This window comes from Massilia rhizosphaerae, from assembly GCF_016093545.1.
GTDB classification, from domain to species: Bacteria; Pseudomonadota; Gammaproteobacteria; order Burkholderiales; family Burkholderiaceae_D; genus Telluria; species Telluria rhizosphaerae.
On sequence record NZ_JADKYX010000015.1, the window covers coordinates 136,775 to 152,673 of the forward strand.

Annotated in this window: 14 protein-coding genes; 8 read left to right on the top strand and 6 right to left on the bottom strand. The window is 65.2% G+C overall.

The genetic code is table 11. The features are described from left to right. The first annotated feature begins 338 nt into the window (after positions 1-338). The 8 genes from ISF28_RS20800 (at position 339) to ISF28_RS20835 (ending at position 7,634) form a co-directional block, all read left to right on the top strand. Positions 339-1,157, top strand: a complete 819-nt coding sequence (locus ISF28_RS20800) for a S1C family serine protease (RefSeq protein WP_198119085.1) — start codon at positions 339-341, stop codon at positions 1,155-1,157. 172 nt (positions 1,158-1,329) lie between these two features. Continuing rightward, complete coding sequence (locus ISF28_RS20805; RefSeq protein WP_198119130.1) at positions 1,330-1,917, top strand: XrtA/PEP-CTERM system exopolysaccharide export protein; 588 nt, start codon at positions 1,330-1,332, stop codon at positions 1,915-1,917. 426 nt (positions 1,918-2,343) lie between these two features. After that, positions 2,344-2,874, top strand: a complete 531-nt coding sequence (locus ISF28_RS20810; protein WP_198119086.1) for a hypothetical protein — start codon at positions 2,344-2,346, stop codon at positions 2,872-2,874. A 15-nt stretch (positions 2,875-2,889) separates the two neighbouring features. Next, positions 2,890-3,156 (top strand): HPr-rel-A system PqqD family peptide chaperone, encoded by a 267-nt coding sequence (locus ISF28_RS20815; RefSeq protein WP_198119087.1) that lies wholly within the window; start codon positions 2,890-2,892, stop codon positions 3,154-3,156. Then, positions 3,150-4,067, top strand: a complete 918-nt coding sequence (locus ISF28_RS20820) for an HprK-related kinase A (RefSeq protein ID WP_198119088.1) — start codon at positions 3,150-3,152, stop codon at positions 4,065-4,067. Before ISF28_RS20815 ends, ISF28_RS20820 begins: the two co-directional genes overlap by 7 nt. Then, positions 4,064-5,152, top strand: a complete 1,089-nt coding sequence (locus tag ISF28_RS20825; RefSeq protein ID WP_198119089.1) for a nucleotidyltransferase domain-containing protein — start codon at positions 4,064-4,066, stop codon at positions 5,150-5,152. The genes ISF28_RS20820 and ISF28_RS20825 overlap by 4 nt, the downstream gene beginning before the upstream one ends. Before the next feature lie 18 nt (positions 5,153-5,170). Then, a complete protein-coding gene (locus ISF28_RS20830) occupies positions 5,171-6,793 on the top strand; it encodes a GMC oxidoreductase (protein ID WP_198119090.1) in 1,623 nt (540 codons plus the stop codon). 43 nt (positions 6,794-6,836) lie between these two features. Beyond that, on the top strand, positions 6,837-7,634 hold the full coding sequence (locus ISF28_RS20835) for an SDR family NAD(P)-dependent oxidoreductase (RefSeq protein WP_198119091.1): 798 nt from the start codon (positions 6,837-6,839) through the stop codon (positions 7,632-7,634). Positions 7,635-7,698: 64 nt separating this feature from the next. Here the strand turns inward: ISF28_RS20835 and ISF28_RS20840 are convergent, their stop codons facing one another. From ISF28_RS20840 to prsT, 6 genes are all read right to left on the bottom strand, one after another. Then, positions 7,699-8,577, bottom strand: coding sequence for a PEP-CTERM sorting domain-containing protein (locus tag ISF28_RS20840; RefSeq protein WP_198119092.1), 879 nt, complete (start codon positions 8,575-8,577; stop codon positions 7,699-7,701). Positions 8,578-8,766: 189 nt separating this feature from the next. After that, complete coding sequence (locus tag ISF28_RS20845; protein ID WP_198119093.1) at positions 8,767-10,059, bottom strand: glycosyltransferase; 1,293 nt, start codon at positions 10,057-10,059, stop codon at positions 8,767-8,769. A gap of 79 nt (positions 10,060-10,138) precedes the next feature. Continuing rightward, positions 10,139-11,215, bottom strand: a complete 1,077-nt coding sequence (locus ISF28_RS20850; RefSeq protein WP_198119094.1) for a nitroreductase family protein — start codon at positions 11,213-11,215, stop codon at positions 10,139-10,141. Beyond that, positions 11,212-12,099 carry a ThiF family adenylyltransferase gene (locus ISF28_RS20855; RefSeq protein ID WP_198119095.1) on the bottom strand — a complete coding sequence of 296 codons (888 nt, stop codon included), beginning with the start codon at positions 12,097-12,099 and terminating at the stop codon, positions 11,212-11,214. The genes ISF28_RS20850 and ISF28_RS20855 overlap by 4 nt, the downstream gene beginning before the upstream one ends. A gap of 67 nt (positions 12,100-12,166) precedes the next feature. Beyond that, on the bottom strand, positions 12,167-13,006 hold the full coding sequence (locus tag ISF28_RS20860) for an N-acyl amino acid synthase FeeM domain-containing protein (protein WP_229519249.1): 840 nt from the start codon (positions 13,004-13,006) through the stop codon (positions 12,167-12,169). A gap of 55 nt (positions 13,007-13,061) precedes the next feature. Next, a complete protein-coding gene (prsT, locus tag ISF28_RS20865) occupies positions 13,062-15,842 on the bottom strand; it encodes an XrtA/PEP-CTERM system TPR-repeat protein PrsT (RefSeq protein WP_198119096.1) in 2,781 nt (926 codons plus the stop codon). Positions 15,843-15,899: the final 57 nt, after the last annotated feature.

Sequence of the window (15,899 nt, forward strand, 5' to 3'; positions counted from 1 at the left end):
CCTGTTCGGAGGGGGCCAGAAAAATAATCAAATACCTCGCATGATCGCTTGTACCCTGAGCAATTGCAATTACACGCGAGAAAAATAAGGTGAGCTCATTCGGAAGTGCCTCATCTGCAACACAAATGTCACCAAGCAATCTGAGGACCATGCGGTTTTTTACTTACTATCCGTGAATTATTAGCACGGTTTTAATAAAAAATCGTTAAACCGTTGTGCGTCTTCAACGCCAACAACATACGTTGAGGGATCGCATCGCGTAGACTTACGTTGCAGCAATTATTCAAGTTCAAGCGCTTTATTGTAATGTCTAAAATGCAAAAGGGGGTGCACGGTTGATGCCGCTTCGAAATAGGGAGCGTGCTCCCGTCAACCCATCTTTCCAACTCCAGCGGCGCCGGGCCGCGGTCACGCTGGCCACGCTGCTCCTGGCCGCCACGCTGCCGGACCGGGCGCCGGCGGTCGACCTGAGGGCGATCGTTCCGACCATCAAACGTTCCGTCGTCGGTGTCGGCACGTTCGAACGGACCCGCAGTCCGTCGACCGTTTTCGTCGGCACCGGTTTCGTCGTCGGCGACGGCCTGGACGTCATCACGAACGCCCACGTCGTTCCGGCCACGCTGTCCGAAGGCAACAAGGAACAGCTCGGCATCGTGCTGCCGGACGGCGAAGGCGTGCGTTTCCGCCCGGCCGAACTGGTGGCGCGCGACAACGAACACGACCTGGCCCACCTGCGCCTCAGCGGTACCCCGTTGCCCGCGCTCGAGCTGGGCGACTCGGACACGGTCGAGGAAGGGCAGGACCTGGCGTTGACGGGTTTCCCGCTCGCCATGGCGCTGGGCCTGCACCCCGCCACACACCGCGCCACGCTGGCCGCCATCACCCCCATCGTCCGGCCTTCGCTCGGTGCGCGCAGCCTCGATCCGCGCCAGATTGCGGCCTTGCAACGGTCTCCCTTCAACATCTTCCAGCTCGACGGGACGGCGTATCCCGGCAACAGCGGCAGCCCAGTTTACGACCCCGCCACCGGCAAGGTCGTGGGCGTGATCAATGCCGTGTTCGTGAAAGGGCTCAAGGAAACGGCGATCACGGCGCCGAGCGGGATTACGTACGCGATACCGGCAAATTATGTGCGCGACTTGCTGCGGAGAAAATAAAGCAGGGAATGGGCGCGGGCGTGATGATTCAACACAATTTCTATTGTGCGAAGTCTGTTCATTCGGCACTATGTTATACAATACGCAGCTGTTAACGGCTTAATAACAACGGCTTTACCGAAAGGGATCTGACGTGGGCAAGTACAAGGCGAACCTGGTAAAACATTCGGCGATGATGCTCGCCGCCGCATGCGTGCTGGCGCTGGGCGGTTGCGCGACGCGCGGCCAACAGCCGATCGAGACGCAGGTAACCGACAGTCAATACCTGATCGGACCCGGCGATGCCGTCAACATCATCGTCTGGCGTAATCCGGAAGTGTCGATGTCGGTGCCGGTGCGTCCGGACGGCAAGATCACGACGCCGCTCGTCGAAGACCTGCAGGCTGCGGGCAAGACGTCGACGGCACTCGCGCGCGACATCGAAAAAGCATTGTCGAAGTACATCCAGCAGCCCGTCGTCACCGTCGTCGTCACGAACTTCGTCGGCAATTACGACGAGCAGATCCGCGTGATCGGCCAGGCCACGAAGCCGCAGGCGCTGCCGTACCGCCGCAATATGAGCCTGATGGACGTGATGATCGCCGTCGGCGGCACCACCGAATTCGCGGCGGGCAATCGCGCCAGCCTGATCCGTACCGTGGACGGCAAGCAGCAACGCTTCAACGTTCGCCTGGACGATCTGATCAAGGATGGCGACATCTCGGCCAACGTACCGATGCGTCCGGGCGACATCCTGGTCATTCCGGAAAGCTTCTTCTAATGGGAAGCTCGAAAAACCTACTGCGCGTTGCATTTGCGGTTTGCGATGCTCCGCTACGGCGGACCGGCTGTACTCCTCGTACAGCTGCGCTTCTCAACCGCAACTGCGGCCGCTCGCTACGGTTTTTCGAGGTTCCCTACTAACAACGTCCGTCGATATTTTTTACACCACCCGGCGTTCCAACATACAATAGTCGTTGCTGGGTGGTACGGCACCAAAATAAGCACCTGATTTTAATGTAGGTTTTTCCTCCAGGCAGTACGCTGGCGTAAAACTTGCTTGTTCAGGTACTGGTCGCCCTCAGTGAGCGCGACAACATTTTGGGGAACGCACGTGGCTACCGAAAATCAAGATAACGACAAGATCCAAACGGCGCCGTCCTTGACTCAACGCGGCGCTGCCCGTCGCCGCCTGGCGCGGATCGGCATGGGAGCCGGCGTCCTGGCGACGCTGGAAAGCAAATCGGCGATGGCGTCGATGGTCTGCCGGTCGCCTTCGGGCTCGTTGTCGAACGGCCTGGCCGCCAGCCATTACGCGAACGGAGCGGCGCCTGCCTGCAACGGCTTGTCGCCGGGCTATTGGAAGCAGTCGCAGCACGCATGGCCGGTGTCGCGCGACCTGATGTTCGTCAACGTGTTCTACGCGGTCGGCAACGGTACGGCCTGCCCGGTCCGTGCCGCTTCCTACGACAACGGCGACTGCTACAAGCCGGGCTCGTACTTCTGCGCCAAGCTCGAAGACATGCTGAACCACCAGGACTTCGACACGAACAACGTCGGCATGCACCTCGTGGCGGCCTACCTCAATATCCAGGCGAAGTACATCAGCTTCCTCGAGCTCACCGACCTGCAGACCATGTGGAGCGAGCTGCAGACGACGGGCCGCTACAGCCCGACCGCCGGCGTGTACTGGGACAATGCCCAGGTCGCGAATTACCTCAGCTCGATTCACGACTGAGAGGCGGCGGCACGCATGTGGCGTTTGACGCCTGGCCAGGCGCTGGCCTGCCGGGAATGGGATGGGGAAGCCGTGTTGTACAACGACTTGTCGGGCAATACCCACCTGCTGGACGGCGCCGCCCTCGACCTCTTGCACGCCCTGCGCGCCGAACCCGCCGATGCCGCCGCGCTGGCCGATCGCCTGGCCGATCGTTTCGATGCCGGCGACGACGACCTCGTTTCCCTGATCGACGAGATGCTGTCCGCGCTGGCCGGACTGGACTTGATCGAACCATGCTGACGGTCGGAGCGCTGTCCCGCGCCGAACTCGCGGCGCGCCTGTCCGGCGATGGCCTCGTGTTGCGCACCGGCCCGTTCTCCAACCGCATCCGCAGCGACGTCCCGCCGCTGATCGACAGCTTCGCGCTGATGTATGCGGATTATCCCGTCGACCCGGCGGGCGGCTTCGTCGACTTCCACCTCGATCTGCTGCGCTCGGGCGGCCTGCGCCGTTGGTATCGCTCCCAGGTCCACTTCGCCTACGACGGCACGACGCCTTTCCAGCCGCTGCCGCTGGGGCAGGCCTATCCGATGCTGGAATGGACGATGAACTGGTGCGTGTCGCACCGCGCCCACGGCTACCTGATCATCCACGCCGCCGTGCTGGAAAAACATGGTCGCGCGATCATCCTGCCGGCGCCGCCCGGCTCCGGCAAGAGCACGCTGACGGCCGCCCTGCTGGGGCATGGCTGGCGGCTGCTGTCGGACGAGATGACGCTCGTTCACCTCGACGACGGCGTCCTCGTCCCGTTGCCGCGCCCCGTCAGCCTCAAGAACGCCTCCATCGACATCATCCGCGCCTTCCGGCCGGACGCCGTGCTGAGCCGCCCGGTGGAAGAAACCACCAAGGGAACGATCGCCCACCTCAAGGCGCCGCGCGAGAGCATCGTCCGCGCCGGCGAGCCGGCCCGGCCGGCCTGCATCGTCTTCCCGCGCTGGGAGGCCGGCGCCGCCATCGCACTCGAGCCGCTGCCGAAAGCGCGCGCCTTCATGCAGGTGGCCGACAACAGCTTCAACTACCAGGTGCTGGGCGCGCGCGGCTTCGCCGCCCTCGGCGCGCTGATCGACGCCAGTGACGCGTACACGTTCCGCTACAGCAGCCTGCCGGACGCGATGGCGTTGTTCGAGCGCCTCGCACGGGGGGCGCCATGAAGCGCCTGCCTTTGCTGGTGCGGGTGCTGCGCGATCCGCGTGTCGTGCCAGGCCTGGACGCCGCCGGCTGGGACCTGCTGCTGCGCCAGGCCGACGCCGCCAACCTGGATGCGCTGTTGCTCGCGCTGCTGGAAGACGCGGGCTTGTTCGACCTAGTCCCGGCCGCGCCCCGCGCCCACCTCGAGTGGACGCGCGTGGGCGCGGCCGGCCATGCCCGGGCGGCGCGCTACGAAGTCCGCCAGATCGGCCGTGCGCTGGCGGACCTGGGATTGCCGCTGATCCTGCTCAAGGGCGCCGCGTATGCGATGGCGGGCCTGGACGCGGGCCGCGGCCGGCTGTTTTCCGACATCGACATCCTCGTGCCCAAGGCGCGCCTGCCGGAAGTCGAGGCGGCCCTCATGATGCACGGCTGGATCAGCACCCACCACGACGCCTACGACCAGCGCTACTATCGGCAATGGATGCACGAACTGCCGCCGATGCAGCACGCCCGGCGCGGCAACTCGATCGACGTGCACCATGCGATCCTGCCGGAGACGGCCCCCGTGCGCCCGGACCCGGACAAGCTGCGCGCCGCGGCCCGCCCGATTGCCGGCGAGCCCGGACTGGCCACGCTCGCCCCGGCCGACATGGTGCTGCACAGCGCGGTGCACCTGTTCTTCGACGGCGAATTCGACAAGGGCTTGCGCGACCTCGTCGACCTGCACCGGCTGCTGGGGCAATTCGGCGCCGAACCCGGATTCTGGGACGCGTTGCCGGCGCGCGCCCGCGAGCTCGAGCTGGGGCGGCCGCTGTTCTATGCGTTACGCTATTGTCCGCGCCTGCTCGGCACGGTCGTCCCGCCCGCCGTGCAGGCGGCCGTGGCCGCCGAAGGGCCGAACCCGGCGCTGCTGTGGCTGATGGACCGGTTGTTCGAGCGCGCGCTGCTGCCGCTGCATGCGAGCTGCGACGATGCGTTCAGCCGCTTGGCGCGCTTTGCGCTGTACGTGCGCGGGAACTGGCTGCGCATGCCGCCGCTGCTGCTGGCGCGGCATCTGTTTCATAAAGCGTTTATCACCAAGCACAACGAGTCGCAGGCGGCCTGAGTCGCGGCTGGGGGAACTATGTCGGAACCGTTTGATATCGACCAGAATTGGGATGCCGTCGTGGTGGGCACGGGCATGGGCGGCGCCACGCTCGGCTACGCGCTGGCGCGCGCGGGCCGCCGCGTGCTGTTCCTCGAAAAGGGCTCGGCCAGTCCGGACCTGGTCGGCCGCTATGCCGAAGACGATTTTCCGCGGCCGGAAGCCCCGCAGCCGGCGCACCGGGACATCCTGGCGCGCGCCGGCCGCTATCCGGACCAGATCGTCGACCGCTCGACGCCGCGCACCCAGCGCTTCGTCCCCTTCATCGGTTCCGGCGCGGGCGGCTCGAGCGCGCTGTACGGCATGGCGCTGGAGCGCTTTTTTCCATCCGACTTCGCGGCCGCCGACCACTACCGGGCGTCGCCCGGGGCCGACCTGCCGCCGCGCTGGCCCGTCGCCTACGACGAGCTGGCGCCGTACTACGACAAGGCCGAGCAATTGTTCCGCGTGCGGGGCACGGCGGATCCGCTGCGCGCGGACGGGCAGCGCGAGCACCTGCTGCCGTCGCCGCCGATGACGCCGGGCTCCGCGGAACTGTTCGGTGTCTTCGAGGCTCGCGGCCTGCATCCGTACCGCCTGCCGCTGGCCTGCGAATTCGTCGACGGCTGCAGCGGCTGCCAGGGTTATCTGTGCGGCCGCGCGTGCAAGAACGACGCCGGCCGCATCTGCCTGCAACCGGCCGTGCGCGACCACGGCGCGCGCATGCTCGACGATTGCGACGTGGTGGCGCTGGAAGCGGACGCGCACCGCGTGACGGGCGTCGTGTGCGAGCGGGGCGGCAGCCGGTTCACCGTGCGCGCGCCGCTCGTCGTGCTGGCCGCGGGCGCCCTCGAGACGCCGCGCATCCTGCTCGGTTCGGCCTCCGGCGCATGGCCGCAGGGCCTGGCCAACGGGTCCGGCCTCGTCGGCAAATACCTGATGCGCCACCACGTCGACCTGTACCTGGTCGAGCCCAAGCTCAAGGGCGCGTTCGACAATCGCCAGAAAGAGCTCGCCTTCAACGATTTTTATGTGCTGGACGGGCAGAAGCTCGGCTCGGTGCAGTCGTTCGGCCGCCTGCCGCCGCCGGCCACGCTGGCCGCGTCCGTGGCCGACGACTTGCGCCAGGGCCCGCTGCCGTGGACGGCGCCGCTGTTCGAGCTGGCCAAGCCGTTCGTCACGCCGGTGCTCGACGGTCTCGTGCACCGGCGCATGGCGCTCGCCGCCACGCTCGAGGATTTTCCGTATGCCGACAACCGCGTGGAACCGGCGCGCGCCGACGCGCAGCATGCCCGTCTCGCCATCGAATACCGCGTGCGCGACGCCGACCGCGCGCGCATCGCGGCGTTCCGCGCGCGCATGCGCGAGGTGTTGTCCGGTTACCGCTTCAAGCTGATCGAGCAGGCCGAGAACAACCAGCGCGTCGCCCACGTGTGCGGCACGTGCCGGTTCGGCGACGATCCCGCGCAGAGCGTGCTCGACCGCAATAACCGCGCGCACGGGCTTGCCAATCTGTACGTCGTCGACAGTTCGTTCTTCCCGTCGTCCGGCGGCACCAACCCGAGCCTGACGATCGCGGCGAACGCCCTGCGCGTGGCCGACCACCTGCTGGCGCAGGCCTGACGCGGACCCATCCACTCATCATCCATTGACAAGGAGATCGCCGATGCGGCTTTCCGACTTAAAGGGCCATTGGGCGCTGGTGACCGGCGCATCGTCCGGCATCGGCGAGGAATTCGCCCGCCAGCTGGCGCAGGCCGGCATGCAACTGGTGCTCGTGGCGCGGCGCGAAGAGCGCCTGCAGGCCGTCGTCCAGGCGCTGCGCGCCGAGTACGGCGTCGAAGCGCGGGCCATCGTGGCCGACCTGGCCGATGCCGGCGCCGTGGCGCGCATCCGCGCGGAACTCGACGGCGCCGGCATCCGCGTGCGCCTGCTGTGCAATAACGCGGGCGCTGGGCGCTGGGGCCGGTTCGAGGCGACCGATGCGGGCGTCTACGATGCGCTCAATACGCTGAATACGACGACGCTCGTGGCGATGTGCCGCCGCTTCTTCGACCACCTGTCCTCGTTCCCCGGCAGCGCCGTGATCAACGTGTCGTCGGCGGCGGCCTACCAGCCGGTGCCGTACATGGCGGTGTACGCGGCCAGCAAGGCTTTCGTGCAGAGCTTCAGCCAGGCGCTGCACGGCGAATGGAAGGAGCATGGGATCCTCGTGCAGACGCTCGTGCCGGGGCCGACGGCCACCGAGTTCGACGCCAAGGCCGGGGCCTACGAGAGCGCCCTGGTGGAGCGCGGCGCGCCGGCCGACGTCGTGCGCGCCTCGCTGGCGGGGCTGGAGCGCGGCCTGCCCGTCGTGAACGCGGCCAAGGGGACGTACAAGCAGCGCGTGTTTGCCGGACTGGCGCCGCATGCGATGGTCATCCGCGAAGTCGGCAAGATGTTCAAGCCGCCCGAAGGCACGTGAAACGGCAATAAAAAAACCGCGGTCTCGACCGCGGTTTTTTTGTGCAGCTGCTTCGAAGAGCCGATTATGCCTTCGGAGCGCGGCGACGACGCTGTGCGCCGACCAGACCCAGCATGCCCATGCCCAGCAGCATCATGGTGCCCGGTTCCGGCAGGGCGAAGGTGTTCGAGCCGTCGACCTTGAAGACGATGTCGTGCGCGGTGTCCACGGTGTAATCCGGGAACAGGGCGCTGCCGCCTTTGTGGAAGTTCAGCGTAGCCGAGTTGCCAGCCGGGTAGTTCAGGTTCGATTCGAAGTTCACGCCGAACAGCAGGTGCGTCACGCCCTGCAGGTAGTTCGGGTCGATGAAGTCGCCAGCTTGGGAGATGCCCGCGTTCAGCTTGGTCGAACCCTGGCCGCCGCTGCCGGCGATCGTGAAGGTCGACTGGGTATTGCCCGGAACGATGGTCAACAGGGCGACCAGCTGCCCGTCGTCGAAACCGGTACCGCCGGTGGTCGAGGCGTTGGCAGCGGTGTCGTAGTAGATCGCGACTTTGTTGTCGGCAGGAGCGCCGGCCAGGCCGAACTCGGCGGTCATGCCGGTCAGGCTGGTGACTTTTTCGGTCATCTTGGCGACGATCGTGAATTCGAACGTCTTGCCGGCGCCGATGCTGCCGTTGGCGTTGAAGTCCAGGCCGTTGAACAGGGCGGTCGTGTCGCCGTCGACGCTGGCCAGGTTCGACTGGTACAGGAATTGGAACTCTTGGCCGAGGGCCAGCGGCGAGCCGAACGGGCCGACGCCTTTCGCAACACCGCTACCGGTCGTGTTCCAGTCCAGGGTGGTCGAGCCCGTTGCCAGGACATTGGTGCCATCTTTCAGGGTGAACGCTTGTGCCGACGAAGCGGCGAATGCGAAACCGAGGGCTGCTGCAACCGGGATCAGTTTGCGGAACGAATTCTTCATTATGGCTCCAAGTAATCTGCTGGTTTAAATTTGTTGGGAGTAGCCCTGCATTGTTGCAGGTTCTTGTCCAACTGTAATGCAAGTCGCGTGCCAGCTTGCTTAACTTTGTTTGAAATCAAAGGCTTGCCGTAAAAGCCATAAAGATTTTCGATTTGGCGACGGGGTGGTGTAAAAAATTCCGACAGTCAATTAATGCACTTCGGAAAGTACGGTGCCATCGTCGTCCGGCATGCCGCCCGCCGCGCGCACGTGGGCCATGTGTGCGGGCGCAAACCGGTGGAAGGCGCGTACGCCCTCCAGGAAGGCGGCCATGCGTTGCGGTGCCGGGTAATTGGCGAACGCATCGGCCACGCGCCGCGCCGCGTTTTTCAGCGCAGGATCGTCGAGCATGGTGCGCACCTGGCGTGTCAGTTTCTTGGCGCGGAAGCGGTCGGCCCGCAGCAGGGCCCCGGCGCCGGCCTTGATGACGCCGCTCATGTTCAGGAACTGGTCGAGGTTGGCGGCAATGCCCAGTACCGGCACGCCGGCGGCCAGCGCTTGCTGGCTGGTCGGGCTGCCGCCGTTGCAGATGACCAGGCTGGCGCGCTGCGCCGCCAGGTCGCCCGGCAGATAGGGGGCGACGAACGCGTTCGCCGGCGCGCCGGCCACATCGATGGTCCCGGCCGTGGCCGCGATGACGGTCACGGGCAGCGGCGCCAGCGCCTGCAGCACGAGCGGCAGCAGGCGGCCCTGGCCGGAACTGCCGAGCGTCACGTAGACGATGGGCTTGTCCTGCGGCAGGGTATCCCACCAGTCGGGCGCGGCCAGCGGCGGCGCCCAGATGATGGGACCGATATAGGCATGCTGCTGCGGCAGGCTCTTGGGCGGGAACAGTTCGGGGACGTCGGCGTACATGCTGTAGTCGGCGTCCGTATAGACCTTGCGCAAGTCGGTGCCCAGCGACGGCAGTCCATACTTGCGGCGCACGCGGTTCAGCGGCACGGAGTGCGAGGCGAACGCGACCGGACGCGCCATGCGGAAGATCGCATTCGCGATGCGGATCGGCAACAGGCGCGTCAGCGGGATGTGCGGCACGGCGTAGTGCTGCACGACGTATGGGCTCCAGTAGGCATTCATCAGCGACACGTACGGAATCCGGCGCAGGCGCGCGCTGACCGAGAGCGACAGCCGGAAGTCGCCGACGACGATGTCGGGGCGCACGGCGTCGAGCACGCACAGGTCGTCTTCGACATAACCGGTCAGCGTCGCCGTGTTGTACACGGGCTTGCCGCCCGCGAGCGCGTCGAGGAATTGCTGACTGGGAATGCTGTGGATGGTCCAGCGGGTGAATTGCGTGCCGTTGAAACAGAAGTCATAGCCTTCCGCACAGGCGACGTGCACGTCGAAGCGCGCGGGATCGAGGGATTGCGCGAGCGCGATGGGGCGCCCGACGTGGGCCAGGGTCACCGCTTCCGCAAAGAACAGGACTTTGATACGTTCCATAGGGCGTCGATCGTAAAAGGGTTGCGGGAACGTGCCGGGCGGACGACGCCGGCGGCGCGGGTGGTCCCGCGTTGCCGGTTTATTTCATCAGTTCTTCGAGCGGCTTGCGCAGCGAACGGGCCTGGGGTGCCGGGCCGGCGCCGAGCCGTCCCATGAAGACCGGATGGACGTTGCCGGTGCCGGTGCCGCTGCCGATCAGCTTGTGCAGGCGCTGCTGCAATTGCCGTGCCGCGCCGTGCAATTTCTCGACCGTCGAGAACGGTTGATCGTGCTGCACGTAGGCGGAAAAGATCAGGGGCGTCATCTCGGGCTGCATGGCCAGCCCGAGGTGGGTCAGCGTCAGCCAGAAGCGCTGCACGGCGCGGCCGGCGGCAACGTGGTCCTCGACCGTCTCCGGCGCGCGGTCGGCCATGATGACGAAATGGGCGGCGCAGCGCAGGCCGGGCACGAGGTCCATCTGCAGGCGCGGCGCCCAGGTGCCCATCAGGTGGTTCATCGTGGACAGGCGGCCCCAGCTGACCATCGCCCATTTCATCAGGCGCAAGGTGGCGGCGTCGACGCCCAGCGCCTGGTCGGGCACGCGGTCGGGGCTATGGCGCGCGTTCCAGTGGATGATGCGGCGGTGGACCTCGTAGGCTTCCGGCATCGTCAGGCGCAGCTTGGCGTTCGCGAACATCAGGCGCGCGGCGGCCAGCTTGCCGCCGAAGCCTTCGATCCAGCGCACTTCGTAGCCGTCGCCGACGGCGTCTTCGAGCGCGCGTTTTTCCTCCGGCAGCAAGGCGCGCGTGCTCATCGCGCGGCGCTGCACGCTGCGGGTCTGGATCGCTGCGATGAGCGGACTCGGCGTCACGGCCGGATCGGGAACGAAGCGCACGTCGAATACGGGCAGGTGATCCTGGTCGTCCGGACGCCGCGTGATCTCGGTGCGCAGGCCGTGGGCGGTGGCGGCGATCGCCATCGTTTCCAGCAGGGTGCCGTGCGAGATCTGGCTCGGGCGGCCGCGGAAGTCGTACACGGTATCCTCGCGCGTGTCGTGAAAGTGCACGGCGACGTGGTCGGGACCGAGCACTTCGAAACGCCAGACCTGCGTGTTGTCGCCGCTCGGCGCCCAGCGCGCCAGGTCGAGGATGTCGTGGATCGTCTGCGGGAGATTCATGCCTGTACCGCTTTCCCGGCCAGCTGGCGTGTCATCTGGCGCTTGGCGATGGCGATCATCAGGCGGTGCAGCGGATTGCCGTTGCCGCCCGGGCGCCACGTATGGGCCAGCTTGTTGCGATAGGCGTCGAACTGCACGCCGTGCGGCGCCGCCAGCACCTTGCCGCGTCCGAGCAGGATCTTGAGCGCCTCGGTGGCGACGATGCCGGCGCACAGCTGGCAGGCCATGAAGGTCGACGGGCCGCGGCGCTCGACGAAGTTGACGGCATCCGGCACGACGAGATAGGGACGGTGCAGGCCGGCCGGCGCGAGGCCGACGACGAAGCGGATCGCCTTGTCCAGTTCGGGCAGGTCGCCCCACTGGAAATACTCTTCGAACGTCATCTGTCCGGGAATGAAATTCAGCAGGGCGGCGCCCATGCCCAGGGGCGCGGCCGTCGTGGCCGGGATGCCGAGGCGGGCGCAGGCCGCGAACGTCCGCTGGCGCGCGTCGAAGGCGAAGAAGTCGAGCGCGTCGACGTACAGGTTGACGCCGTCCAGGAATGCATCGAGATTGCCCTGGTTGACGCCCTCCGAAAAGATCTCGATGTCGATTTCGGGGTTGATGTCCTTGGCCATGCGCGCCAGGACCTCGGCCTTCGGCTGGCCGACCGTCGACATCATGGCGCCGACCTGGCGATTGAAGTTGACGATGTCGAAGGTGTCGAAGTCGGCGATATGAAACTTCGCCACGCCCAGGCGCGCCAGGGTCAGCAGGTGCACGCCGCCGACCCCGCCGCCGCCGGCGATGGCGACGCGCTTGCCGCGCAGGGCCTGCTGTTCTGCCGGCGTTACCCAGCCGATATTGCGCGAAAACGCCTGTTCATAGCGAAACGGATTTGTCATTGATGAGGAAAGACGGTTTTATCGATAGAAGGGCCGCAGCGACGACCGCTGCTGCGCACAGCCCTTTTTATGCGTGCTGTTCGTCCATGCGCAGGAGGCGGTTGATGATGCCTCGTTCTTCGCGCGGCGAGAAGAAATAGGGGTAAAACGAACGTTCGGAAACGTTGTTATCGGCGGTGAACGTGCCGCCGAATTTCTGGATCTGCTCCGTCACGAATTCCAGATTGACCCGCAACAGGTAGGCCGGTGCCTCGACGCGCGGGTTGATTTTCAGTTCGCCCTCCTGGGTGAAGCCGAGCATGCGTTCGTAAAAACGGCGGTGGCGCGGATTCACTTCGATGACGATATCCGTGCAGTGATGGATGTCGCGGGCGTAGATCACGGCCAGGTGGAACAGGTTGGCCAACGACGTTTTCGAGCGTACCGACGGGTCGAACGCGAGCTTCGTGAACTCACACAGGCGCGCGCCCAGGTTGCGGTGTACGTCCAGCTCCTCCTTGAAGATCTGGTCCGCCATCAGGCCGATCGGCGAGTCGATGCCGATTGTGAGCGTACCGACCACGTCACCCTTGTCGGTGGCGGTGAGAGTAATGCGATTCGGGTCGTCGTTGAATTGATGGGTGCCGGCATAACCGCGCCAGGCATACATCTTGTTGATCAGCATACTTGCCGAATTTCGCCCGTCCGCAGTATCGGTAAGCCGGATTCCATACGAATCGTGGTTCACGATAACATCCTCATATTGCGAGGGCGTCATATTATCGCGATCACTAAAATCATGAGCGTCCGATAGGGATGCGGCCGAACCACCCTCTGGATCCTTGAAATCGTCGAAAGTCGTCATCGCAGGATTCCCCAATTGTTTGAAAACGTCCGCGTGCGGCGAACGGAAGTTCTGGTAGCCCATGCCCTGGCCGTGCCGGGCATGGATTATTATTTATTTATTAATGTATATTAGCTTCTTACAAAGTCTTTAGCAACGCGCGCGCTGCATCGGCCTGGGCGAACGATTTATCGGTCGCGAGGAGCTTGTCGAGCTCCTTGCGCGCGCCCGCCTTGTCGCCCGATTTGCTCAGGCCGACGGCCAGGTGGTAGCGCACTTCCGACGAGTTCGGCGCCATGCTGCTGGCCTTCTGCAGCAGCGGCAGCCCGCGGCTCGTATTGCCTTGTTCCACCAGCAGCCAGCCCAGCGTGTCCATGATGCCGGGGCTGTTATCGGCCAGTTTATACGCCTGCTCGGCGGTTGCCAGGGCGCGCGGATCTTTTTCTTGTTGGTACGCATACGCCAGGTTGTTCAGCGCCGCCGCGTTGTTCGGGGTGCGCTTGACGACGCCTTCCAGGCGCGCGATCGCGGCCTTGTAATCCTTGGCGGCCAACTCGTTCTCCGCCACGTACATGCCGATCAGGACGTCATTCGGATGGTCCTTGAGCCACTGGGCCGCGCGCGCCTGCGCTTCCTTGCCCTTGCCGGCCAGCGTCATGGCCTGCAGGGATTTCACGAGGATTTCCGGCGCCTTGGCGAGCGACAGCGCCTTGTCGTACGCCGGCAGGGCTTGCGCCGGCTTTTTCTGCGCCATCAGCACGTCGCCTTCCGTCGCATAGCCGACGGGCGACTTGTCGTTGGCCTTCTGGATCTGGCGGGCCAGCGCCAGCGCTTCGTCCGGGTGACCCATGCGCATGGCCAGCTCGACCTGGGCCAGGCGGGCGGGAATCAGGTCGGGCTGCAGGTCGATGGCGCGCTTGAGGTCCTCTTCCGCAGCAGTATTGTTCTGCATCAGCATGTGTACGCCGGCCAAGCGCAGGTGCGGCGCGGCCGATTTCGGCACGAGGTTGACCAGCTTGCTGTAGGTTTCCAGCGCGCCGGCCGTGTCCTTGCTGGCGATCTGGGCCTGGCCCAGCAGTTCCACCAGCTCAGGATTGGTCGGATTGGCGGTCTGGAATTTGCGCGCCAGGAGCACGGCTTTCTGTACCTGCCCGGTACGCAGGTAGTGCCTGCCGAGCGTGATCGCGGGGTTGACGGCGTTCGGATTCGCATTGCTGGCCTTTTCGAACCACGACGTCGCCTCGTCGGTATGGTTCTGCATCAATGCCAGCTCGCCCAGGGCGCGCATCGCGTCCGCATTGTTCGGTTCCTTCTGCAGGACTTTTTCGTAGCGCTGCTTGGCGGCGTCGGGTTTCTTCTCGACGAGGTCCAGGCGCGCCAGGTTCTGCACGGCCGGGATGAAGGTCGGCTGCAGCGCGACAGCCTTGTCCAGCGCGGCGCGGGCGGCGGGAATGTCGCCCTTCACCATATTGACCGCACCCCGCAGCGTCAGCACCTGGGGATTCTCGGGTTGCTGCTTCTCGAGGGCGTCGACGGCGGCCAGCGCCTTGTCGTAATGCTTGAGGCTCATTTCCGTCTGGACCAGCGCCATCGTGGCGTGCGCCGACTTGGGATCGAGCTCCGTGGCCATTTCCAGTTGGGACAGGCCACCCGCCTGGTCGCCCTGGGCCAGCTTGGACAGGCCGAGCGACGTGCGCAGGCCGGCCGCCTTCGGCGCCAGCGCCGTGGCTTTTTCCAGATAGGCGCTGGCTTTGTTGAAATCATGCACCTGCATATAGGTTTCGCCAGCCAGGGCCAGGACCTGCGGGTCGTCCGCCGCGCTCTTCAGCGCCGGTGCCAGGGTGGCGGCGGCATCGTTCGGCTGGGCGCTCTTGAGCTGGACCTGGGCCAGCAGCTTGCGGGCGTAGACGTCGTTCGGATTGCTTTCCAGGTACTTGCGCAGATGCTGGTCGGCCTGTTCCAGGGAGCCGAGATTCAGCTCGGATGCGCCCGTCAGCAGGATGCTGGGCATATGGTCGGGCGCAACTTTCAGCACGCGCTGCAGGGCGTCCAGGGAGGCCTGGTATTTGCCTTGCGAGAATTCGTACAGCGCGCGGGTGTACGTGACGAGCAGATTGCCCGGCGCATTTTTCTCGGCGGCAGCAATTTCCGCTTTCGCATCGGGGAACTTGCCGCGCGTGATGTCGATGTACGCTTTTTCGATATGGGCGGTCCGGTGGTGCGGATTCAGGGCCAGTGCCTGGTCGAACGCGGCGATCGCCTCGTCGGCCTTGCCCTGCGTGCGCAGCATGGTGCCGTGGGCCATGAAGACTTCCGGATTCTTGGGATCCTTGGCCACCGCTTCATCGATATAGCGCGAGGCGGCATCCCTGTCCTGCTTGACGATCGAGTAGCGCGCCAGGCCGAGCAGGGCGTCGCCCGAATTGGCATTCAGTGCCAGCGCCTGGTCGTACGCCTGCTTGGCGTCGTCGGCCTTGTCGGTCGCCAGCAGGGCGTCGCCGCGCAGCGTCAGCAGCGATGCCGACTTGGCGGCGACCTCGGGCGTGATCTCGTCGAGGATTTCCTTGAACTTGCCTTGCTGCGACATCGCCTTGGCCAGCAGGGGCAGGACGCGGTCGGCCGCGATACCGCTCGCGCGGGCCTTGCGGAATTCCTTTTCGGCCGACGGAAAGTCGCCCATGCCGAGTTCCAGCGTGCCCAGTTCGATGCGCGCTTCACCGTTTTGCGGGCTTTTTTCGACGGCATTCTTAAGTTGGATCAGTGCCGACTTCAGGTCACCCTTTTGCTGATACTGTTTGGCATCCGCCAGCAACTGTTCGGTCGATTGCGTGGAGCGACCACAGGCGGACAGACCGGCTACTAAGGCAGCGCCGGACAGGATGGCAGCGGTAAGTTTGAGCTTGTTCGGGTGACGCGGCATCTGGAATTCCTCAGGATATGATCGTAACCGCATTTATGTGCGGATTCCTCTTCAACA